The sequence below is a fragment of the Corynebacterium sp. genome (assembly GCF_030532325.1).
In the GTDB taxonomy this organism is placed as follows: Bacteria; Actinomycetota; Actinomycetes; order Mycobacteriales; family Mycobacteriaceae; genus Corynebacterium.
The window spans coordinates 1-21,833 of the sequence record NZ_JAUNLS010000008.1 but is presented as its reverse complement, the minus strand read 5'-3'; the positions used below and the strand labels follow the sequence as shown (position 1 = coordinate 21,833).

Annotated in this window: 22 protein-coding genes, 1 tRNA gene and 1 pseudogene; 9 read left to right on the top strand and 15 right to left on the bottom strand. The window is 62.5% G+C overall.

Annotated elements, in window-relative coordinates; genetic code table 11:
• The first annotated feature begins 14 nt into the window (after window positions 1-14).
• The 3 genes and pseudogenes from Q4E25_RS05885 (at window position 15) to Q4E25_RS11430 (ending at window position 1,257) form a co-directional block, all read left to right on the top strand.
• Window positions 15-536, top strand: coding sequence for a peptidylprolyl isomerase (locus Q4E25_RS05885; protein ID WP_303155073.1), 522 nt, complete (start codon window positions 15-17; stop codon window positions 534-536).
• A 72-nt stretch (window positions 537-608) separates the two neighbouring features.
• Window positions 609-911, top strand: a pseudogene (locus Q4E25_RS11435) (rhomboid family intramembrane serine protease); the annotation flags it as partial.
• The gene (locus tag Q4E25_RS11430; protein WP_368502612.1) at window positions 904-1,257 is read left to right on the top strand and encodes a rhomboid family intramembrane serine protease; all 354 of its coding nucleotides are present in this window, start codon (window positions 904-906) and stop codon (window positions 1,255-1,257) included. The pseudogene Q4E25_RS11435 and the gene Q4E25_RS11430, both read left to right, overlap by 8 nt.
• Before the next feature lie 367 nt (window positions 1,258-1,624).
• Here the strand turns inward: Q4E25_RS11430 and Q4E25_RS05875 are convergent, their stop codons facing one another.
• From Q4E25_RS05875 to Q4E25_RS05825, 11 genes are all read right to left on the bottom strand, one after another.
• The gene (locus Q4E25_RS05875) at window positions 1,625-2,275 is read right to left on the bottom strand and encodes a response regulator transcription factor (RefSeq protein WP_303155070.1); all 651 of its coding nucleotides are present in this window, start codon (window positions 2,273-2,275) and stop codon (window positions 1,625-1,627) included.
• 9 nt (window positions 2,276-2,284) lie between these two features.
• Window positions 2,285-2,551: a hypothetical protein gene (locus Q4E25_RS05870; protein WP_303155068.1), complete on the bottom strand. Its 267-nt coding sequence runs from the start codon at window positions 2,549-2,551 to the stop codon at window positions 2,285-2,287.
• A 52-nt stretch (window positions 2,552-2,603) separates the two neighbouring features.
• On the bottom strand, window positions 2,604-3,680 hold the full coding sequence (locus tag Q4E25_RS05865) for a sensor histidine kinase (RefSeq protein ID WP_303155066.1): 1,077 nt from the start codon (window positions 3,678-3,680) through the stop codon (window positions 2,604-2,606).
• A 10-nt stretch (window positions 3,681-3,690) separates the two neighbouring features.
• Window positions 3,691-3,963, bottom strand: coding sequence for a cell division protein CrgA (gene crgA / locus Q4E25_RS05860; protein ID WP_303155065.1), 273 nt, complete (start codon window positions 3,961-3,963; stop codon window positions 3,691-3,693).
• A gap of 63 nt (window positions 3,964-4,026) precedes the next feature.
• A complete protein-coding gene (gene pknB / locus Q4E25_RS05855; RefSeq protein ID WP_303155062.1) occupies window positions 4,027-5,973 on the bottom strand; it encodes a Stk1 family PASTA domain-containing Ser/Thr kinase in 1,947 nt (648 codons plus the stop codon).
• 5 nt (window positions 5,974-5,978) lie between these two features.
• Complete coding sequence (locus tag Q4E25_RS05850; RefSeq protein WP_303155059.1) at window positions 5,979-7,397, bottom strand: serine/threonine-protein kinase; 1,419 nt, start codon at window positions 7,395-7,397, stop codon at window positions 5,979-5,981.
• Window positions 7,397-8,827: a penicillin-binding protein 2 gene (locus Q4E25_RS05845; RefSeq protein ID WP_303155057.1), complete on the bottom strand. Its 1,431-nt coding sequence runs from the start codon at window positions 8,825-8,827 to the stop codon at window positions 7,397-7,399. Before Q4E25_RS05845 ends, Q4E25_RS05850 begins: the two co-directional genes overlap by 1 nt.
• Window positions 8,824-10,176, bottom strand: coding sequence for an FtsW/RodA/SpoVE family cell cycle protein (locus Q4E25_RS05840; protein WP_303155054.1), 1,353 nt, complete (start codon window positions 10,174-10,176; stop codon window positions 8,824-8,826). The genes Q4E25_RS05845 and Q4E25_RS05840 overlap by 4 nt, the downstream gene beginning before the upstream one ends.
• Window positions 10,177-11,553: a PP2C family serine/threonine-protein phosphatase gene (locus Q4E25_RS05835; RefSeq protein WP_303155052.1), complete on the bottom strand. Its 1,377-nt coding sequence runs from the start codon at window positions 11,551-11,553 to the stop codon at window positions 10,177-10,179.
• 2 nt (window positions 11,554-11,555) lie between these two features.
• A complete protein-coding gene (locus Q4E25_RS05830) occupies window positions 11,556-12,008 on the bottom strand; it encodes an FHA domain-containing protein (protein ID WP_303155050.1) in 453 nt (150 codons plus the stop codon).
• A gap of 28 nt (window positions 12,009-12,036) precedes the next feature.
• A complete protein-coding gene (locus Q4E25_RS05825; protein WP_303155048.1) occupies window positions 12,037-12,864 on the bottom strand; it encodes a DUF3662 and FHA domain-containing protein in 828 nt (275 codons plus the stop codon).
• 232 nt (window positions 12,865-13,096) lie between these two features.
• Here Q4E25_RS05825 and Q4E25_RS05820 point away from each other — a divergent pair.
• The 3 genes from Q4E25_RS05820 (at window position 13,097) to Q4E25_RS05810 (ending at window position 15,226) form a co-directional block, all read left to right on the top strand.
• Window positions 13,097-13,181 (top strand) — tRNA-Leu (locus Q4E25_RS05820).
• Window positions 13,182-14,461: 1,280 nt separating this feature from the next.
• Window positions 14,462-15,079, top strand: a complete 618-nt coding sequence (locus Q4E25_RS05815) for a hypothetical protein (protein WP_303155045.1) — start codon at window positions 14,462-14,464, stop codon at window positions 15,077-15,079.
• 12 nt (window positions 15,080-15,091) lie between these two features.
• The gene (locus tag Q4E25_RS05810) at window positions 15,092-15,226 is read left to right on the top strand and encodes a hypothetical protein (protein ID WP_303155043.1); all 135 of its coding nucleotides are present in this window, start codon (window positions 15,092-15,094) and stop codon (window positions 15,224-15,226) included.
• A gap of 467 nt (window positions 15,227-15,693) precedes the next feature.
• On the opposite strand, the gene Q4E25_RS05805 is transcribed toward Q4E25_RS05810, so the two are convergent.
• Both Q4E25_RS05805 and Q4E25_RS05800 read right to left on the bottom strand, forming a co-directional pair.
• A complete protein-coding gene (locus Q4E25_RS05805) occupies window positions 15,694-16,287 on the bottom strand; it encodes a GNAT family N-acetyltransferase (protein WP_303155250.1) in 594 nt (197 codons plus the stop codon).
• A gap of 80 nt (window positions 16,288-16,367) precedes the next feature.
• A complete protein-coding gene (locus Q4E25_RS05800; protein WP_303155039.1) occupies window positions 16,368-16,955 on the bottom strand; it encodes a putative glycolipid-binding domain-containing protein in 588 nt (195 codons plus the stop codon).
• Window positions 16,956-17,040: 85 nt separating this feature from the next.
• Between Q4E25_RS05800 and Q4E25_RS05795 the strand changes: the two genes are divergently transcribed.
• The gene (locus Q4E25_RS05795) at window positions 17,041-18,504 is read left to right on the top strand and encodes a hypothetical protein (RefSeq protein WP_303155035.1); all 1,464 of its coding nucleotides are present in this window, start codon (window positions 17,041-17,043) and stop codon (window positions 18,502-18,504) included.
• Here Q4E25_RS05795 and Q4E25_RS05790 read toward each other — a convergent pair.
• Window positions 18,461-19,660: an FtsX-like permease family protein gene (locus tag Q4E25_RS05790; protein ID WP_303155033.1), complete on the bottom strand. Its 1,200-nt coding sequence runs from the start codon at window positions 19,658-19,660 to the stop codon at window positions 18,461-18,463. The two genes, Q4E25_RS05795 and Q4E25_RS05790, sit on opposite strands and share 44 nt — an antisense overlap.
• On the bottom strand, window positions 19,644-20,261 hold the full coding sequence (locus Q4E25_RS05785; protein WP_303155031.1) for an ABC transporter ATP-binding protein: 618 nt from the start codon (window positions 20,259-20,261) through the stop codon (window positions 19,644-19,646). The genes Q4E25_RS05790 and Q4E25_RS05785 overlap by 17 nt, the downstream gene beginning before the upstream one ends.
• 111 nt (window positions 20,262-20,372) lie before the next feature.
• Here Q4E25_RS05785 and Q4E25_RS05780 point away from each other — a divergent pair, with 111 nt between their 5' ends.
• Together Q4E25_RS05780 and Q4E25_RS05775 are read left to right on the top strand one after the other, a co-directional pair.
• A complete protein-coding gene (locus tag Q4E25_RS05780) occupies window positions 20,373-21,404 on the top strand; it encodes a sensor histidine kinase (protein ID WP_303155029.1) in 1,032 nt (343 codons plus the stop codon).
• Window positions 21,401-21,833 (top strand): response regulator transcription factor (locus tag Q4E25_RS05775; protein ID WP_303155026.1); only part of this gene is annotated, 433 nt, incomplete at its 3' end. The genes Q4E25_RS05780 and Q4E25_RS05775, both read left to right, overlap by 4 nt.

Below are 21,833 nucleotides of genomic sequence, written 5' to 3'. Positions count from 1 at the left end.
ATACAATAGTCGGCATGACTCAAAAGACCGCTACTGCAACGATGCACACCAACTACGGTGACATTGTTATCGATCTCTTCGGTAACCACGCACCGGTAACCGTGGAAAACTTCATTGGCCTGGCAAAGGGCGAGAAGGAGTACTCCACTCAGAATGCTAAGGGCGAGCAGTCCGGCCCGTTCTACGATGGCGCTATCTTCCACCGCGTCATCGATCAGTTCATGATCCAGGGCGGTGACCCCACCGGCACCGGCCGTGGCGGCCCCGGCTACCAGTTCCAGGATGAGTTCCACCCGGAGCTGCAGTTTGACCGCCCGTTCCTGCTGGCCATGGCTAACGCCGGCCCGGGCACCAACGGCTCCCAGTTCTTCATCACCGTGGCGCCGACCCCGCACCTGAACAACCACCACACCATCTTCGGTGAGGTCACCGACCCGGCTTCCCAGGAAGTCGTGTCCAAGATTGCCAAGGTGTCCACGGACCGCATGGACCGTCCGCACGAGGACGTCGTCATCGAGTCCATCGAGATCGCCTAAGAGCACTCGCTGCCTGAGCCCGCGGCCACATTGTGTGGTTGCGGGCTCCTTTGACGTTTTGGGGAGAAGAACATGCCCTCTTTTCTGAAGCAGGCCCCGGCCACGCTGTGGATAGCCATCCTGTGCACCGCCGCGTGGTTGGTGACGGCCGTACAGTCCCGCTCATTGAGCAGTTCCTACTACGGCTCGAGCCTGGCACAGCGGTGGACGCTGTGGGGCCCAGAGTTCTCTGAACACCCGCTCAGTGTGCTCAGCGCCGGGTTCATGCACCTCGACGCCGGCCACCTCGTGGTGAACATGGTGATGCTGCTCTTCGTCGGCGCTGAGATCGAACGCGCCCTGGGCACGGCGCTGTATACGGCGGCCTATGTGGTGTCCCTGCTGGGGGCCTCGGCCTCGATCCTGTGGATGGATTACAACACGCCCACGGTGGGTGGGTGCCTCCGGCGCGCTCTTCGCGCTCATGGCCCTCTTGCTGGGCGTGTACCGCAGCCGGGGCTTAAGTCTGCGCGCACCGATCTTCTTTGTCTTGGCCAACGTGGCTTATACCTTTCTGGCCAGTCACGTCTCCCTGTGGGGACACCTCGGCGGGTTGTGCACAGGGCTCATCTTGCTGCCCTTCCTCTTTGCCCGGCGGAAGTCTGTGCGCTGGGTAGGAATTGCCGTGGTGGCGGTGATCGCGGGTGTGTTGCTAAGCCTACGAGCTGGGCTTTGGGGATAACTTGGGCGTGTTATCCACCAAAACGCTTGTGCGAAAAGATTTCACAGTAGTTATCCACATTGTGGATAACTACATTTTTGTAATTTACCGAACGCATGATTCAAGTTTTGCCTGATCATGCAGGGTATCGCCGTTCGATTCTGATCTAAAACCTACTGTGGACACGGGTGAAAACACTTATCCACAGGCTGTGGACAAAGGTTGTGAAATTCGATTTTCACAGAGTTATCCCCACCCTGTGGATAACTTTCTTCCCAGGGTGTTCACAACTGTGGGCAGGCGTGAAAACGGAAAACAAAAACCGAAAAACGGGCACCGAGAAGCTCGGTACCCGTTAAGAATGCGAAACTGCGGGAATGCGGAGGATCTAGCTGCCCGCTCCGCCCAGGATCTTGGTCACCAGGTTGAGGCGGGAGGAGGCGTCATAGATGACGATGAGACGCGAGACGATCTTCTTCACACCAGATTCGGAGATGCCCAAGGCCGCGGCGATCTCCGCGTTGGAGTTGCCCTGCAGTAGCAGCTTGAGCACGTTGGTTTGATTATCACTGAGATCCCGGGAGGCGATGGCCTCCGCAACCGGATCGCGTCGCGGCTGACCGTCGATGTAGTCCACCAGCCGGTGCATGGCCACCGGGGCCACGACGGTGCCGCCGTGGACGGCTTCGCGGACTGCGTCGATGACGGATTGCGGGCGCTGATTCTTCAGGATGTAGCCCGCGCCGCCCGCGCGCAGGATTTTGAGCATGGTGTCGTCGGAATCGAAGGACGTGATGGCCAGAAAGACCGGCGGGGTGGCGGACTTCTTCAGCTCTTTGAGCAGCGTGATGCCGTCCATGTGCGGCATGTGGATATCGGCGAGCACGATGTCAGGCTTGACCGAATTCACCATGCGCAGGCACTGGGAGCCGTTCTCGGCCTCGGCGACGACGTTGATGTCCTCAGTCATGCCGAAGTAGAGGCGGAAAGAGGAACGGACTAGGGGATCATCATCAACGATAAAGACACGAATGCTCATGGCAGCGGCTTAGCGCCCGCCACACCACCAGCGCTGGGGGCTGGTGGAGCAACGGAAATTATCAGCGAAGTCCTGAGCAATCGAGGAGTAGAAGCCGAAGACAGGTTCGGCCTCTTCGGTGTCCTCTTCTTCCCCGGCCAGTTCAACGTCGATAGCGATATCCTCGGAGTACTCCGTGTATTCGGTGTACTCCACAGAGGTGATCTCCGACGCAGACGCGGTGGGTGCAAGGACCAAGCACAGGGCAGCGGTTGCTGCGGCGAGAGTAGAACGCATAATAAAGCCCTTTTAGGTTGTTAGGTGAGAGTTGTTACTGCAGGACAGCCTACTACACCTTCATGAGTGCGTCTTTTGGTAGGGAGAGTCGTGTGATCCACAGATCACCGTGCTTGCCGCTATGAAACGTGCCGCCCACGGAGTTGACGCGCTTGGTGATGTCATCCAGCCCCAACTTGGTGGTCATGTGGGCCGGGGATTGCTGCTCCGCGATCTCAGACTCGATGCGCAGTTTGAAGCCGTTGTTGATGGACTCAGCCGAGATGGTAACGGTGGAATTGCGCGGCGCATACTTGAGGATGTTGGCGCCAAGCTCAGAGAAGATGAGGTGCAGGTTCTTCGGCAGCCCGAGCTCGCCGCACTTGCCCAGGTTCACGTCCATGTCGCAGTCGAAGTTGTGGCTGCGCAAGAGGTCTTCCAGGGCCGATACCTCCGAGCACACGCTGCGCCCTGGCTTGGGCAGGTTATCGGACTTCATGACGCGCAGGAGATCCCGCACTTCACCCATGGCTTGGCGTGCGTCATCGGCGATCGCCGTGGCAGCTTCCACAAGCGCCGGATCCTTCTGCACCAGCGCGAGGGTCTCCGAGCGCATGACCACGGAGGTCAGGGTGGCGGAGACGGAATCGTGCAGCGTGGTCATGAGCGCCTCGCGCTCCTCGGCCGCGCGCTGTTTAGCGGCGAGCTGTTTCTCGCGCGAGCGCTTGAGATTGATTCCGATGGCAATTGCGGCTACATACAGGATTGATGAGAGGAGAGTGCTGAAGAAATCTGCAGCGAGGAAAAAGTGGGAATTGGGATCTACTAGTGCGAGCAAAACATAGAGTGCACTGAACAGCGCTGCGTACTCCCAGCGGCGTCGAAAAGCCACCATGCCCACGATGAGCGCGCTCCAGGCCAACATGAGGAAGGAGCGCCAGTCGGGGTGCCAGGCGGTGATAGCAAAAAACACCCCGTAGATGCCAGCTGCCCACAGGGGGCGAGTCAGAGCCAACGGGGTGATGGCCAGCGCGCAGGCCGCGAGGACCAGCGCGCCGGTGGTGAGGAAAGACCTATCCATGGCGCCGGTGAGCATCACCAAGATGATGCAGGCGACGCCCGCGAAGCGGTAAAACCTCGAGGACTCCATAAGCAGCGTCTTAGCGCCAGCCCATGGTCATGAGCAGGCCGATGATGGCCAGGCCGAAGCCAATGCCGTAGTTCCACGGGCCGAGCTCACGCATGAAACCGATGGAGTCGCCGGCCAGGTAGTTCACCACGAGCCACAGCAGGCCGATGACCATGAGGCCCAGCATGATGGCGACGTACCACTTCGGGGTGCCCTCAGAATTGATCTTGACCGGAGTGCGGTTATTCGCAGAGCTCGAGGACTGCGGAAGGGAGGAACTCGGCGTGATCTTGGACTTTGGCATGAGATGTACCTTCGTGGTTGTGGGGGTTACAGGGTGATTTATCAGTGGTTACCTTAGCAGGCGCTACTGCGGGGGCAGAAGAGCTGAGGTGGTGAACTCCCAGTACCGGACGTCGATCGTCTGATCCTTGCGGATGAGATCGCCCTGGTTAGCCGAGGCCCAGCCGATACGCCCGTTATCGATGAGCGCGCCAGTGGGGATCGGGTCACCGGTGTTGAGGGAGCCGGACCAGCCGGCATCGCGAAGCGCACGCGTGGCCTCAGCCTGGGTGGAGTGCACCAGCGCGGGGACCTCAATGAGCAGGCCGTTGGAGACCTCCAGGGTGAGGGTCTCACCCTTGGCCACGCGGGAGCCCTCGTTGGAGACACCCACCACGCGGTTTTCGGGTTGGTTGGAATCCACCACGCGCACGTTGACCTTGAAGCCGATGGCCTCGAGCATGTCGATGGCGCGGTCGCGCTCCAGGCCACTGACGTTGGGGACCTCGGCCTCCTCGGCGCCCTTGGACACGGTGACGCGCACCTTGGTGCCCTTGGACACCTGGGTGCCGCCCGACGGGTTCTGGGAGATGATCTCGCCGGCCGGGGCCTTATCGTTGCTCTCCTCGACGTCGTTGTTGAGCTCCAGGCCTGCGTCCTTGAGCGCCTTGGTGGCGTCCTCTAGCTTCATACCGCTGAGATCCGGCACCTCGGTGATCTCCTTGCCGGAGGAGACCGTGAGCGTGACCGAAGAATTCTTCTGCAGCTCGGAGCCCTCCGCCGGGTTGATGCGGATGACCTTGTCGCGCGGCACCGTAGGGCTGGGCTCCTCGTTGACCGTAACCATGAGGCCCAGATCCTCCAGCTCGGCCACGACCTCCCCGCGCGGGCGGTTGGCCACCTTGGGCACCACCACCATGTTGGCCTTGCGGGCGCGCTCCTGCTGCTCCTGTTGCTGCTGGCGCTCGTCCTCGCGATAGCCATTCCAGAAGTCCCAGCCGAAGTAGCCGATGATGAGCACCAGCGCCGCGGACAGGCCGATGGCCACCCACTTCAGGCCCTTGCCTTCCTCTTCTGTACCTGTGCCTGTGGCCGTGCCCGGGCGGGTGGAGGCAATCGGCGCGCGGTGCTGCGGCACCATGGCCGTGGGGTGCTCGTCCTCGTTGACGTGGGCGCGGGCGGCCTCGGTGAGCTGGCCGGCGCCCAGGCGCTTGAGATCCTCGCCGAACTCCCATGCGGACTGGTAACGATCCGCTGGGTGCTTGGCCATCGCGGTGAGCACGACGGCATCCAGGTTGAGGCGCTCGTTCTCCGAGAGATCCCCGGGGACATACTCGGAGGGCGGAACCGGATCCTCCTGGACATGCTGGTAGGCCACCGCGAAGGGGGTCTCGCCCTCAAACGGGGTGCGCCCGGTGACGGCCTCGTACATGACGCAGCCCAGGGCGTAGACGTCGGAGCGGGCGTCGGCAGGCTTGCCCCGGGCCTGCTCCGGGGAGAGGTACTGGGCGGTGCCGATCACCGCGGAGGTCTGGGTCATCGCCGAGGTGGAATCATCCAGCGCGCGGGCGATGCCGAAGTCCATCACCTTCACCTGGCCGGTGTTGGTGAGCATGATGTTGGCCGGCTTGATGTCTCGGTGGATGATGCCGGCCTCGTGGGAGGCCTGGAGGGCGTCGGCCACCGGGGTGAGGATCTGCGCGGCCTCCGCCACGGGCAGCGGGCCCTCCTCGCGGACGATGTCGCGCAGCGTGCGCCCGTGTACGCGCTCCATGACGATGTAGGGCAGCATGAGCCCGTCGACGTCCTTCTCACCGGTGTCGAAGACCGCGACGATGTTGGGGTGGTTGAGCTTGCCGGCGTTCTGGGCCTCGCGGCGGAAGCGCTCGCGGAAGTTCACGTCCCGCGCCATGTCAGGGCGCAGCATCTTGATGGCAACAGTGCGCCCCAAGACGGTGTCTTCGGCATCAAAAACCTCAGACATGCCGCCAGCTCCAATTTCCTGGCGAAGATGGTAGCGGTCACTGACCATGGTGCTTACTGCCCTCCCTGGTTTAAGAGTTCATCGAGGGGATCGAAGGTGGCGGGTTGCGAGTCTACGTCGGTCTCCGGGGCCGGTGTCTCCACAGCGGGTGGCTCCGGGGTGGCCTGCGTGGGCTGCTCCTCCTGAGTTGGCGCCTGGTTATCCGAGGTCACCGGCTCGCTGGGCACGGGCGACGGGTGAACAGAGCGCGTCGTCGTCACCGTAACCTCCGAGGGAGATTCGGGCGTGTCCTCTTCCTCCTCCTGCGTGGGCGTGTGCGTGGTGACGGGCGCCTGCGTTGTGGTGGTGGGATCCCGGTATTCGGTGACAATGACCTCCGACGGCTGGGCGGGTTTCTCCTCGCCGTCGTTGAAGAGTTTGTAGGATACCAGACCCACGACGACCAGCGCAGCGAGAGCCCCCGCGATGATGAGCCCGGTGCCGAAGCCGCGGCTCTTTTCCTCCGGGGCAACCGCCGGGGTGGTGGTCGTGGGCTGGGCCATGTTGGCCAGCATCTCCGTCGACGCCGAGGGCGAGGGCTCCTGGGCCAGGGGCGCGAGTGCCGCGGACTTCGGCTGCGGCGGGCGCTTGCCTGCGCGCACGGCGGAGACGGCGTTGGTCAGCTCGTTGCCGTCGGCGAAACGGGTCTGCGGATCCTTGCGCAGGGTGATGCCGATGAGCTCGCGGGTCTGCGCGCTGATCGACGTCGAGAGCGCCTCCGGGGCCTGGCTGATGTGCGCCAGCGCCACGGACACCGAGGAATCGCCGCTGAAGGGGCGGCGGCCGGCCAGCATCTCGTAGCCGACGACGCCGAGGGAATAGACGTCGGAGGCCGGCGTGACCTCCATGCCCTGCGCCTGCTCCGGGGAGACGTACTGCGCGGTGCCCACTACCATGCCGGTGCGGGTCAGCGGCACCGCGGCGGCAGCCTTGGCGATGCCGAAGTCGGTGATTTTGACCTGCCCGTTCTGGGTGATCATGAGGTTGCCCGGCTTGATATCGCGGTGCACCAGACCCATGTGGTGGATGGCGGAGAGGCCGTGCGCGGCCTGCTCCATGACGTCGAGGGCCAGCGTTTCCGGCAGCGAGTTCTCGCGCGCCAGCAGATCCGCCAGGGACTCGCCGCGGACGTACTCCAAGGCCATGAAGCAGAACATCCGGCCGTTATCCTCGAGCTCGCGGTAATCGTAGGTGGCCACGACGTTCTCGGAGTGAATCGACTCGGCGGACTCCGCCTCGTTGCGGAAGCGGCTGAGGAACTCGTTGTTATCGGAGAACTCCGGGCGCAGCACCTTGATGGCCACTTCGCGGTCATTGCGAACGTCATCGGCCAGCCACACGGTGGACATGCCACCATGGCCGATGATCCACTGCAGCTGGTAGTCCTCCCCGATGAGGGCCTGCAGGTGATCCTTGTTATCTGCACTGCTCATTACTGCTCACCTCCGTACGCGCGCAAGATTGCTCGGCCAATGGGGCCAGAGACCTGGCCGCCGGTGGCACCCTCCCCGAGGTGCCCGCCGTCCTTGACCACCACCGCCACTGCGATATCGCGATCAGGATCGAAGGCCACGTACCACACGTGCGGCGGCAGGCCATCGCCGTGCTCGGCGGTGCCCGTCTTGGAGGCGAAACCGTTGCCGTCGTAGCCAAAGGTCGAGCGCTCCGAGGCAAACATCAAATCTTTGATCGTCGCCGCGGTCTCCTCCGTTACCGCCTCGGCCTCCTGGTGCGGCTTGGTGGAGCGCAGCTCCTTCATCTGGGCGTCGGTGATGCGATCCACCAGGTAGGGGCGCATGCGCTTGCCGTCGTTGGCGATGGTGCCGGCCATCACCGCGGCCTGCAGGGCGGACATGGTGACGTCGCGCTGGCCGATGGCGGATTGGGCGACCTGGGCGCCGTCGCCAAGCTCGCCCACGTTACCGGGCGAGGTGTTCACGCCGAGGTCATAGCCCTGGCCCACGCCGAAGGCCTCCGCGTACTTGCGCAGCTCCTCGGCGCCGATGCCCTCGGACATCTGCACGAAGGCGGTGTTGCAGGACAGTGCGAAGGCCGTGCGCAGGGTCACCGAGTCGGAGCCGCCGCACTTCTGGTTGCCGTAGTTGGTCAGCTCCGTGGTGGCATCCGGCAAGGTGATGGAGTTCGCGCCGGTGAGGGTGGAATCCGGGTTAAAGCCGTTGTTCAGGCCCGCCGCCGTGGTGATGATCTTGAAGATCGACCCGGGCGGCAGCGTGTCCTGAGTGGCGTGGTTGATGAGCGGCGTGCCGGGCTGCTCCTGCAGGCCGGCCCACGTCTCCTCGGCGGAATCCCCCATGAGATCCGAGACGTTGTAGCTGGGCGAGGACGCCATGGCCAGAATTTTGCCCGAGGAGGGCTGGATGGCCACCGCCGCGCCGTTGTAGCCCGGCCCGGCCAGCTGATCGTAGGCTGCCTGCTGCAGAGCCGGATCGATGGTCACCTCCACGTTGGCGCCGTTCTTAGGCTTGCCGGCCAAGGTGTCCAGCCAGTTCTGGGTCAGCAGTGAGGCATCCTTGCCGTTGAGGATGTCATTCTGCGAGGCCTCCAGCTGCGAGGCGCCAAACTGAGTGGAAAGATAACCGGTGACGTTGGCAAAGGCCGGCGAGTTGGTGGGGTAGGAGCGCGAGTAGTTGCCTTCGGCGTCGGCGGTGGACTGCGCCAGCACCGTGCCGCCGGCGTAAATCTGCCCGCGCGGGGTGGTCTGCACATCGTAGAAGCTGCGCATGTTCCGCGGATTCTGGGCGTACTTATCCTCAGAAAAGGCCTGCACCACGGTGAGGTTGATCAGCAGCACCGCGGTCATGAGCAGGGAGAACAGCGCGACGAGGCGGATCGACTTATTCATCGGGTGGCCTCCTGCACAACCGGGAACAGGGAGGTATCGCTCGGCGCATTCGAGGTGGTCTCGCGCGCCGGGCGGCGCGCAGAGTTCGAGATGCGCAGCATGATGGCCAGCAGCATGTAGTTAGCCATGAGCGAGGAACCGCCCGCGGACATGAACGGGGTGGTCAGGCCGGTCATCGGCAGCAATGCGGAAATGCCGCCGGTGACCACGAAGACCTGAACGGCCAGGGTCAGCGCCAACCCGGAGGCCACCAGCTTGCCGTAGGAATCGCGGCACTTCAGCGCGGCGTTGAAGCCGCGGGCCGCCAGCATGGCAAAGAGGATGAGCACCGCCGCCAGGCCGATGAGGCCAAACTCCTCGCCGATGCCAGCCAGGATGAAGTCGGAGTGCGCCACCGGCACGACCTCCGGGTAGCCCTGGCCCAGGCCGGTGCCGGTGATGCCGCCGTAGGACATGCCAAACAGCGCCTGGGAGAGCTGGTAGCCGCCGCTATCGATGTTGCCCACCGGGTCCAGGAAGTTGGAGAAGCGGGTCTGGATCTTCTCGGAGATCTGCCAGATGCCGTAGCCGCCGATGCCCACCAGCAGCACGCCGATGAACAGCCAGCTCACCCGGTTGGTGGCCATGAAGAGCATGCCCAGCACGGTGCTAAACAGCAGCAGCGCGGGGCCGAAGTCGTTGGAGATGCCCATGATGACAATCGCGATGCCCCAAATCACCAGAATCGGCGCGAGATCGCGCAGGCGCGGCAGGGAGAGCCCCAAGAAGCGGTAGCCGGCCACGGTAAACAGCGCGCGCTTCTGGGAGAGCAGCATGGCAAAGAACAGGATGAGCAGGATCTTGGAGAACTCACCCGGCTGCACCGAGAACGGACCCAGCCACAGCCAGATGCGCGCGTCCACTCCCGGCGGCTGCGGCCACACCAGAGGAAGCGCGAGCAGGATAAGCCCCAGCGCGCCCAGGATGTAGGAGTAGCGCGTCAGCGAGCGGTGATCCCGCAGCACCACGAGCACCAGGGCAAAGAGGATGAGACCGACGATGGTCCACAGAATCTGGCGCACGGCCAGGCCGCCATCGTTGGCGAGGTCAAGGCGCTGCAGCATGATGAGGCCCGTGCCGTTGAGCACGGCGACGATGGGCAGCATGAACTGATCCGAGTAGGGCGCCAGGAAGCACAGCACGAGGTGCGCCACGGCAAAGACGCCGATGAACCCACCGATGAGGTAGAGCACGTCCATGGTGAGCACGTTGCCCTGCGAAAGCTCCAGGCTGATGAGCGTGATGGCAAAGACCACCGTGGCGAGCAAGAGCAGGCCGAGCTCGACGCCGCGGAAAACAAAGCTCCTCATTTAGCGCACCTCCCGGCAGTTGACTCCTAGTTTCGTGCTCTTGTCAGTACCCTTTTCAGCGTCCTTGTCGCTGTCCTTGCCGCCGTCCTTGGTGGGGCACGCCTTCAGGGCCTTGTCCGAGAGCCCGGAGAGCTGCGTTTGCACCTCGTCGTAGCTGCCGGTGGGCAGGTTGGCCACCGCGGAGCGCTCCGAATCGGGCAGGTCCTCCACCGTGAAGGGCGCGTAATCACCCTCGCATTCGCCGGTGCTCAGGCGCAGGGCGTTGTCCTTGTTGAGGCAGGCCTGCTGGTACGTGGAGTGCAGCGGCCGGCCAAAGAGCTCAAAGTCCGCGCCCTGCTGGATGGTCATCACGCCCTCGGCGTCGGTGGCCACGTAGTACGTCTCAGCCAGGTAATTCTTGGCCCACAGGCGCCCGCCGAGGACGAGCACGAGCACCACGACGAGCGCCGCGATGACCTTCCACCCACCGCCGCGGCGGCGGGGCTTGTCGGTGGCCGCGGGTTCAGCCTCAGGCTCGGCTTCAGCCTCAGCGGCCTGGTCTTTTGGGTTGGCCACCAACTTCGCGGCGCGGCTGGCCGCCGAATCCGGATGGGTGGGCTCAGGTACAACGCCCTGCACCGCGCCGACGGACAGTGGTGCTGCCTCCTCCGCGGCCTCGCCCTCGACGATCTCCGCCAGCACGATGGTGACGTTATCCGGCCCGCCGGAGCGCAGGGCGAGATCGCGCAGCGCGGTCGCTGCCTCCTCCAGGGACTCGTGGGCCAGCGCCAGCTCGATGGTGGAGGCGGTGACGGGATCGGACAAGCCGTCGGAGCACAGCAGGATGCGGTCGCCGACCTGCACGTCCAGCATGAAGAGCGTGGGCTCCACGGGGCGGCCCGTGTAGGCCTTGAGAATCAGGGACTTCTGCGGGTGGGAGGAGACATCCTCCGGGTCCAGCTGCCCCTGATCCACCAGGGACTGCACGTAGGTGTCATCCTTGGTGATCTGCTCGAGCTTGCCGTCGCGCAAGCGGTAGCCGCGGGAGTCGCCCACGTGGCACACGCCGAACTCCTCGCCGTTGAAGAGCAGGGCGGTCAGCGTGGTGCCCATGCCCTCGGTCTCGGGGTTGGCCTCCACATGGTGCTGAATGGCGGCGTTGGCGTCCTCGGCCGCGGCGCCGAGCAGCGCCAGCATGTCGTTGTCCTCCGGATCGCGCTCCAGCGTTTGCAGGTGTTCGATCATTAGGGTGGAGGCCACCTCGCCGGCGGCGTGGCCACCCATGCCGTCGGCCAGCGCCAGCAGGTGGGGCCCGGCAAAGGCGGAGTCCTCGTTGTTGCCGCGGACCAAACCTCGGTCCGTCAGCGCGGTAAATTTAATGCTCAGTGTCTTGGTCATGGTTATGCCATCAACCTCACGGTCGTGCGGCCGAGCTTGATGTCGGAGCCCACTCCGACCCGCTCAGGCTGGTCAATGCGCGCGCCACCCACGAAGGTGCCGTTGCGCGATTCAAGGTCTTCCACGAACCATTCGCTTCCGCGCCGGAACAGCCGGGCGTGATGGCCAGAAGAAAAATCGTCCCCAGTGACAAAATCGCAGTCCTGCGCGCGGCCCATGGTGCATTCCTCGAGCGTGCCGAGCTGCATGTGGGAACCGCGCAGCGGGCCATCCACAATGGCAATTTCCCGCGGTGCTTCACGACGCCGCGGTGAGGACTTCGTGTGCGTCGAGGTCTGGTACACGCCCGCCGCCTTGTTGGCATCGCGGCGCATGGCGTTCAAGGCCACCAGGATGAACAGCCACAACAGCGCCAACAGGCCGATGCGCAGCGATAGCAGCACAATAGAATCCACAGCGACCTCCCTTCCTCTTTATCTGTGCTTAGTAGCTCTGCTTATCGACGCCCGTGATGCGGACCTCGATGTGGGAATGGCCCATGGTGATCACGTCGCCGTCGGCAAGCAGCCAGTTCTCAATCGGGCTGTCGTTGACCGTGGTGCCGTTGGTGGACTGCAGATCGACGAGCACGGCGTCGCGACCGTCCCAGGTGATCTCGGCGTGCTGGCGGGAAACGCCGGTATCGGGCAGGCGCAGATCGGCGTCGTTGCTGCGGCCGATGATGTTCGAGCCCTCGTGCACGTGGTACACACGGGACGAGCCGTCCTGCAGCATGAGGTTCACCGCGGGGCCCTGGGTGGTCTCCGGCTGCTGCGGGGTCTGGGCAATGAACGCGGTGGTTGCCGCTTCATCGGCGTTATGGGGGTGAGTCATCTGGTCCTCCTGACCGTCATCATCGTGGAAAATCGCATCAAAGCCGGTTTCTTCTTCGGGCTCGTGGTCAATGAAGGACGAGACGCGAAGCTGGCCGGTACGCAGGCCCGATTCCTCTGCGATGCGCACGATGACCGGCCCGGCGAGGGACCACCCATGGTTGCGCATGAATCGGGTGAGTTGATCGGCGAAGTCCGTGGGAACATCGCGGTCCTGGGACAAATTCTCAATGTCCTTGGAGGACACGCCAACGGTAAAGACGTTCGGGCAGTAGAGGAGCCCATCCTCCCCGCGGGCGAGATTGTCGTGGGCCTCCTGCTTGAGAAGCTCTTCAATCTCGGCGGGGACGACTTTGCCTCCAAAGACAAACGCCATTCCGTTGTCCAGTCCGCGCTGCATGGCGGAATCCAGCTTCGCAAGCTTGTCCAACAGAGCCACGAGCTGTCCTCCTTCCGTGCAGTCTTTCCATACGTGCTTTCCATACGTGGGCGATTCTGGGATAGCAGCGCTAATTATAGGGTGCCTACCCCTTTTAAACGTAGACGCGCTCGCTCAAGTTCCCGGTATTCGTAACGTGATTCTTTGCAAAAATTTGTGTTTGCCTGCGGATTTGCCGTTGGAGGTAGATCTCGTGCTACTGTTAGCAAGTCGCCAAAGACATCGATACCCTGCCCGGGTGGCGGAATTGGCAGACGCGCTGGCTTCAGGTGCCAGTGTCCTTCACGGACGTGCGGGTTCAAGTCCCGCCCCGGGCACAAAGAGCAGTTGAACAAACTGCGACACCGGAGGTAACAAACTCGAAAGGGGTTGTGACCTCCGGTTTCTTTCTTTTTCCGTAGTCCTGATCTGGCAGCCTTGTTTAGAGTCTTCGGCTTGATGTGTAGGCAGTCGAGGGTTAAGGGTCAAAAGTGTGTCTGGCTCGGCGTGTCGTGGATCCCGGTATTCACTGTGATTAGAGACTGCTGAGCTGCTGCAGTCCTTCCCTGGGGCACCAGGCGGCAAGGGCGTCTAATACTGCTTCCTGGAGGCGGTCTCCATAGGAGAGGGCCCACTTATTCGCCCAAACACCAGCGTTGAACTGCGGCTTAGCTAGTAGGTTCCCCGCGCCTGGTCGAGTCAGGAAAGCGACATTGTCAACTGCTCTTGCGTCTTACACCTCGCAAAAGCAGCGCTAGCACAACAAAGCACTTCTGCCGGTATTTCCTGCAAAGTTGCTCGATATATGCCTGGCGAGCATGTATTTCTACAGGAAGCCCAGGTTAGACCCTGGAAATCCCTGATCCCAGACACACTTTCTGACCCTTAACCCAGGATTGCAAGTGTGGAGATTTACATCCTAAATCCCGTTTTCGCCGCTCGGCACGTCTTTTGAATTTTGTTTTCGAAGGGTTCGGCCAATCTCCTTGCTTGGTGCCGTGATTTTTCGTCCTTGTTTTGTGTCTGCGGCTTTCTGTGTAGGCGGTCAATCCAGGCTCGATGGTTGTATTGAATGTTTGGCAGCGTCTAAAGGTCAAGAGTCATATTGCATGCAAGTAGTTGCGGCCGGATCGCGCCTAGGAAGTGATTATGGGACCTGACCCCCATTTGGTGGATGCCTGATATCCAGCCCAGTTGGGCTGGGAAGAAAGGTAATCTACCACCATTTCCAAGTACTCCGAAGAGTTTCAACGCGATGCCGTGGCCCTTTATGAACACCGTCGAGACCGTCCGCGTCAGCAAGCAAGGCTTGTACAATCTTGCCCAATGCCTGCTGTCCCGACGACAATCCATCATGTCAATTTTTCACCCACGCCAACGCGGGCACAGAGTCAATATGACTTTCAATATGGAAACCATCCGACGGCAACACCACGCCCACCACTTTCTGTATAGATAAGGCCTAAATCCCACTATCCATGTGTAAAACAATGGCAGAAAATGACTTATTTCACGTGTAACTTACTGACATAAATACACGTAACAATAGGGTGTAACGTTTTTCACAAGTCTGCCTCGTTAATTTCAAAACTATGATATTTAACATAGGAATTAACCTATGTATCCAGGTGTAAAGCGCGCTACCCTAAAAGTGCTGGAAACAGCGACATCATCGTTCCCCAAGGAGTGCAAAATGCATAAAGTAGCGAAAGGCCTAGCTGCAGCTTTTATTGCTGTATCTATGTCGACAGCTCAAACACCAGCGATGGCAGTCCAAGCCCCACCATCACAAACGTTCACAGAAACACGTGCAGTAAGTCAAAATCCTGCCGAAACTCCCGCTTTCCTCGGCGGCGAGCTTCATGGACTCACAACTCAAACACTGTCAGTTGATGAATACGGTGAAGTTACCGCAACCATCAATAATGACACTGGAGAAGTGACTACTACTTACCCTGACGGTTCAACCAAAACAATCACCGCAGAGGAAAGCGCACAAGCACTTCGAGCTCGTCTTAATGAAGCAAGCCCAGAACAGATCGCCGGCCTACAGGCTTCCATGGAAGAGCGCATCTCCAAAGAACAGGTATGCCCTTACGTTGTTGGCCTAGTCGGTGCAGGACATGCTGCAGCTTGGGGCAAAGTACTAGCTCTAGCAGGTGTCAACCCCGTGATTGCTGGCCTAGCACTTGCAGGCGAAACCGTATTCTGGACATGGGTATCTACCCACTGCTAAAAGGAGAACCTCATGCCACTGTGGATCATCGCAATTGTAGTTTTTGCTGGGGGCAGCATTGGCTATGCCCTTGGTCTAAAAAAGCGAATGGAAAATAATCCAAAGCTCCAAGGCAAAGGCCTTCGAGTTTTGTTTGCAAAAAAGTAGAATAGTACATTCGCTCCGGTTCGTCACTCATCCAAGTTGACGAACCGGATTTTTATCAGACTTAACACGTTAAATAGAGGGCTTCTGTCTCCAGCACGTGGGCAGCTATAGGTAACCGAATTATGGTTAGCCTCACAAGGTGTTAAAGCCAGTGCCGGGTTTAACCCCACCACCCAAGGCACCATCATCAGCACAGTCAACAGTAATAACCGCGCGGAATTCTTCACCGCACACGACGGTGAATTGCTTTTTTCATTTCCTTTACCAATCACCCTGACCCACCGGCCCGCAGGAGGCCAAATCAACATCGGCTATGTGCAAGGCCACTGGCACCGCCAGCCACCGCAGATCAAACCCGAGCTTTCCCGGCCACGCCCATCACGCAAAAAGCGAGGCTAACCCAACAGCACTAGAAACAGTCCAAAAAGTCACTGGACTCCGAGTCCAATATGTTCATGGACATAACATTATTGAGCTAGAGTCGCTGCTAGTCCTGCTTTCACCGTCGGCCACTCATGTCGCAAAATTGAGTAAACACACGTGTCACGCCATGTCCCATTATCGAGTAAGCGGTGACGGCGAAGAATTCCATCAAGATGAGCGCCGAGACTTTCGATTGCTGCTCTGGATTTCCTATTCATATGGTGCGTGCGGAGTTCGACGCGTTCGCACTGCAAAGTCTCAAATGCGTGACGGAGCATGAGGAATTTCATTTCCTTGTTGACTTTCGTGCCTTGTGCTGCTGCGGATATCCAGGTGGAACCGATTTCGATGTGCTGATTAGCTGTGTCGGGGTTGAGAAACGTGGTCATTCCGATAGGTGTCGCCGTCGATACAGTGAGCACTGTATAAGCGGCAATGAGTCCGTCCTCTTGCTTCTGTAAACGCGTACGGATTTCCCTCTGCATTTCTTCTGGCCGAGGTATCGACGTGTACCACAATGAGTAAAGCTCTCCATCACGGACGGCTTCTGCCAAGCCATCGGCATGGTTAAGGGAGAGCGGTTCTAATGTGACGTGATCGCCAGATAGATGTACAGGAGTGGTGTAGCCAGAATTAATGATCGACCCCTTACCATGTTTCGGATCTTATATTGCAGTAGGCGAAGGCTTTTCAAGTGCTAACTATTGTCTCTGCAGCCTTACACGCATTCTGCCAAATCAGGGTAGTGAGTGACCACGCCCGCGGAATTCACCGTCAGAAGCACGTTGACTCCTCTGGTGCAGGATTCGTAGCGAACGGAGTGGGTATCGTGCGAGGCATAGTACTGATCGCTGGCAATGACATGCAGTGAGGGCACGTCGATCCACGCCATGATGAGCTTGGTCCGTGGTACTTCTTTCTCCAGCAGTCCCAGCCGGCGAATGGGCATCGTGTTGGTCATTGGGCAGCGGCCAAGATCAATATCGCGAGCATCGAGTAGCTCCCGTGCATCGTCGAAGCCCGGCTGGGCAAGCTCCTGGGGTTGGGTACCGGACAGCGCCGTATCGCAGTGCCACCGCCCGGATTCTGAGCGTTCAAGGTCCAGACGGCGGGCCCATCCATCGCCCTCGACCGTGGCGCTAAAGCGGCGCGTCGTCCACGCCTCAGGAGCTTTGAGGCTCCAGTGCAGGCGGTAGGATCTGGTTGTCTGCACTCCCGTCGCTGTGAGGCCCTGGTCATAGAAGGTGATGGTGGCCTCGTCGCTCTGGTCGTTATCGATGAGACTGTGCCATGTGTAACGGTCCATGTCTGGCGATTGTAGGCAAGAACGCTTACCAAATCTCTAAAGTAGAGCAGAGAAGCTCCAGCTCAACCCCCGAACGGAGAATCCCATGGAGATTGCCCCCTACGCCGCCAGCCGTGGACCGCAGGTGATGTCCGCGGACAAGCTCGTCGCCCTCATTGGCGCCTCGGCCGTGCTCGTGGGCGTCGGTTCTTTCTTCGGCATTGGGGCGATGATTGACACCCCCGAGAAAGCAGACTTTGCCATCGAGGCCGCGGAGAGCACGGTGGCGGTGGACATCATCGACCCGGACGATGTGCTCAGCCCCGAGGACGAGGCGCGCATGCTTCGCGACGCCCCCCGCATCACCGCCCCGGCCGTCGTCACCGAACTGCACTACATGGTCTTTGCCCGCAACGACGACAACGTCAACGACACCGTGGAGAACTACCTGCGCGACCACCTGCCCGAGACCATCGGTGACGATACTTTCGCCGACGGCCAGGCCTTCGTGGGCGTGGGCCTCGACCCCCGCCAGGCCTTCGTCTTCGCTGGTGAGGACGTCGCGGATGCCCTGCAACTTCGCAAGGGCGACGCGCACCTGAGCGAGGCCATCGAGGCCATCAAGCCCGGCGTGCGGGATAACAACATCCCGGGCGGTCTCTTTGCCGGGGCGCGGGAGGCGTTGGACGTCGACAAGGCGCAGGAAGCACGCTTCAACGCCGCCCAGGGGGACCGGGTGGGCGCGATGGTCGGCGGCGGCATCGGCCTGGGCGTGGCGGCAGGCGGCGTGGCCGGTGGCATCGGCGGCGCGCGCCGCAGCCGGCAGAAGAAGATCCTCACCGCCCGGAAGGATTGGGATTACGTCACGCAGAAGTACACGGACGTCGCCCAGCGCCTGCAGGCCATTGACGTCCGCGCGCATTCGCTGGAATCGGAGCTCGTGGACAGTCACCTGCGCCACGAATGGGAGAGCCTGCGCGATGAGTTCCTCGCCCTGGATAGCACGCTGAGCCCGGCGCTGCGGCTGAAGGCGGATTCCCCCGACGCAGAGTTCCTGCAGCAGGCGGATCTGCTCGCCACGTCGAAGTCCACCTGCCAGCGGGTGGTGACGGCGGAAGGCAACATCGACAAGCTTTTCGGCGTGGAGCACGCCGACCCCAAGGCCCGCGACTACGAGCTCTACCGGCTGCGCAAGGATCTTCTCGACGCCGCCCAAGAGCACCCCTTCATCCGCCCCGACGCCGAGGCCCTCGCGGAGCGTACCAGGCGCCTCGACGTGCAGGCCCCCGACTTCATGGAGCAGTACCTGGAGCTGCTCGATCGCAGCTCCTTCCTCTTCGATCAGGTGCAGGCGAAGCTGGCCGGGCAGAACAAGGCCACCGATCGCCCCGCCCGCCCGCGTATCGACGATCCCGCCTTCTACACCGGCGTGGGCTACCACGGCTTTGTGCCCTACGCCGTGGTGAGCAGCTGGAATTCCTCCGCCATGCAGGCCTCCGCCAGCGCGGGCAGCGTCAACAGCGGCTTTAGCTCGGGATTCTCTGGAGCGGGCGGCTCCTCGAGTTTCTAAGTACCGCGAGCTTGACCAGCGCCAGCCCGGAGAGGATGCCCGCCGCGGTGATCGCCAGCGCGGACCCCCAGAATCCCGTGGTGGACCAGGACTGATTGATCAGCCACGTCACCGCCAGGCTCATCGCTGCGATGATCCCCGTGGCGGTCAGCGTCAGCGCGCAGGCCTCCCGCAGCTGCACCCGGGCGATCATCGTGGGCACCGCACCCGCCAGCTTCAACCCGTGGCTATCGGAGGAGATGCGGCGGCGCATGAGAAGGGACGTCGTCAAGGCAAGGGCCAGGCAGGGCGCCAGGGTGGGGGAGAGCACCACCACGAACATCTGCCAGGAGGAGACGGTCTGGCCCTCCTCGGCGGCCAGGAGGGCGCGCAGCCCGGAGCCCACGGCGACGATGAGCCCGCCGCCGAGCACCCAGGGCAGGATCTGCGGGGAGCTAAAACGCCTGCGCACGCGGACGTTGGCGCCGGCGATCCCCAGCACGCGGGTCCACTGATCGAGCAGCGGGAGCACCCAAGGCGTCATCAGCGCCACCACCAGCACCAGCCCCATGCAGCCGCCGAGGCGGTCATCGGGATCCGGGATCTGCGCCACACCGAAGACCGTGCCGCCGATGGCCGCCACCCCCAGCAGGGCCTTGAGGGCCACCCACCGCGGGCTGGACTGCGTAAAGACCCGACGCAGGGCAAAGAGCGTGCCGAGCAGCGAGGAGCACACGCACACCAGCACAGCACTCAGCCACACCCCGGTGCTCAGCGTGAGCTCCCCGGTGGGGATGCGCTCCGCGCCCAGCGTGCGGCCCACCCAGTCAAAGGAGAAGTGGGACACCCAGGCGCCGGCGGCGCTGCCGGCTGCCGAGACCACTGCCGCCTGCCCCAGCACGAGGGCCACGACCAGCCAGCCGGGCATGCCCACCATCCGCCAGCTGCGGTAGACCTCGCTGTGCTCCTCCACCACTAAGCGCATCTGGCTCCACGTCACCAGCACCACCGCGAAGATGGCCATGCCCAGGATGGTGCCGCCCACCGCCCCGGCGTCGCTAGTGCTGGTGAGCAACACGAGTGCCTCGGCGAAGCCAGCAGCGGAGACAACGCAGGTCAGCCCCAGCGCGAGCCAGGACAGCCAGTTCTCTGCGAGATCACTAAGCCACACGGACACGCTGGGCCTCCAGGGTGATGATGCGGTCAGCCTGCTGAGCCGCGGCCATCGAGTGCGTCACCATGACCACCGTGCCCGGGATGCGCCGCAGGTGCTCCATGACCAGCGCGGCCGTGGACTCGTCGAGGGCGCCCGTGGGCTCGTCGGCGAAGACGAAGGGCGCGCGGGCGAGCAGGGCCCTGGCCACCGCCACGCGCTGCTGCTGCCCGCCGGAGAGCTGGGCGGGCAGGCGGTTGTCAAGGCCGGCTAGCCCGAGGGAGTCGAAGACCTCGCTGACCTGCCGGCGGGTGCACGGCCGGCGCGAGAACGTGGCGGTGAGCTCCGCGTTGCGCCGCGCGCTGAGGGATTCCAACAGGTTGTAGTCCTGGAACACGAAGGCCCGCTGGGTGCGCGTCGGCGCGTTCACCCGGCCAGAGGTGGGCTTATCCAGCCCGGAGAGGATGCCCAGGAGCGTGGACTTTCCGCTTCCCGAGGGCCCCATGATGGCCACGAACTCCCCGGGCTCAATCTCCAGGGAGAGGTCCTTGAACACGGTGTTCCTGCCGTACTTCTTGCTGAGCTTTTCCGCTGTCAACGTTGTCAACGTCATGGTGTCTGTCATGGCTCTCAGTACACGCCGGGTGAGGTCTTCCCACCATGGAGCCCGCTGGCCGGAATTTAGGGGAGCTGCCTCCACTGTGCCGGCCAGGAGGGGACGATACAGTTGAGCCTTATGAAATCGGTGCTGTGGAGTCTGGCGTTGGGCGTGCTCTTCCTGCCCGCGCTACTGATCTCCGTAGTCATGCTGCCGTGGATTCCCCTGGTGGCGGCGGGCGCGGACCACGTCGCCCGCTTCGGCGCGCGCTGGCTGGGCACCCCCATTGCGCCGCGGCGGCCTCACCGCTGGTTCGATTGGCAGCAGTTCTACCACCTGATTCTGCAACTGCTCATCGGCTGCGCCGCCTTCGCGGTGTGGCTCTTTCTGGGCTTTATCATCGTGGTGCTGTTCGTCTCGCCCTTCGCCGGCGGCGAGCTGCGCCTGGGAAGCTACGTGACCAGCGATTTCTGGATCATCCTGGGCTCCACGTGGACGCTGGCCTTCCTCGGCCTCGGCCTGCTCTATGGCCTAGGCAGGCTCTTGTCCTTCCTCTCGGTGTCCACGGCCCGCCTGGCCTTGAGCCCCAACGCGGAGGAGTCCCGCGCCGTGCTCATCGACTCCTTCTCTGGCGAGCGCCGCCGCATCGAACGCGAGCTTCACGACGGCCCCCAGCAGTACCTCACCGCACTCAAACTCAACCTTGCCGCGGCGCGCCGGGGCAACGAGGAGGCGCTCGACGCGGCGGATCACAACGCCAGCCTCGCCCTCGCCTCCCTGCGCGACACCGTGCGCGGCATTGCCCCGCAGGTCCTCTTTGACCGAGGTCTGGTGGCAGCCTTGGAGGAGCTGCTGGTGCACTCCGGCCTGAAGACCACCCTGCGCTGCCACGGGGCCCGCGCCCTCGACGAAACCCCGGCGCTGCTGGCCTATCACTGCGTGGCCGAGGGGTTGACCAACGCTGTCAAGCACGGCCAGGCCACGCGGGTGGAAGTGGACGTCGACCTGCGTTCCGGGGTGAAGGTGAGCGTCACCGATGACGGCCGCGGGCCGCAGTCCGGCTCCGGCACCGGACTCGCCGGCCTCAGCGAGCGGGCGGCTGCGCTGGGAGGAACCGTCACTCTGGAGGCCGCCGGCCAGGGTGCGTGCCTGAGATTGGAGTTGCCATGAAGATTCTGCTGGCTGAGGATTCCGCGCTGCTGCGCGCGGCCATCGAGCAGCTCTTGCTCTCGCTGGGGCACGAGGTCTCCACCGTGAGCGACGCCGACGAGCTGCGCGCGGCGCCGGCGGGCTTCGACGTGATCGTCACGGACGTGCGCATGCCCCCGCAGATGGCTGACGACGGCCTCCGCGCCGTCCACGAGATCCGCAGCACGCGCCCCCAGCAGCCGGTGGTGGTGTTGAGCCAGTACGTGGCGGCGAGCTACCTGGATTCCCTCATCGAGCACGGCGGCTTTGGCTACCTGCTCAAGGAGCGCGTGGCCGACGTCGACGAGTTCATCCGCGCCCTCGACATCGTCGCGGCCGGCGGGACCGTGGTGGACCGGTTGCGTCCGTTAGCGTGGTGTATCTGTGACCCGGGGTTGTGCTCATGTCGGT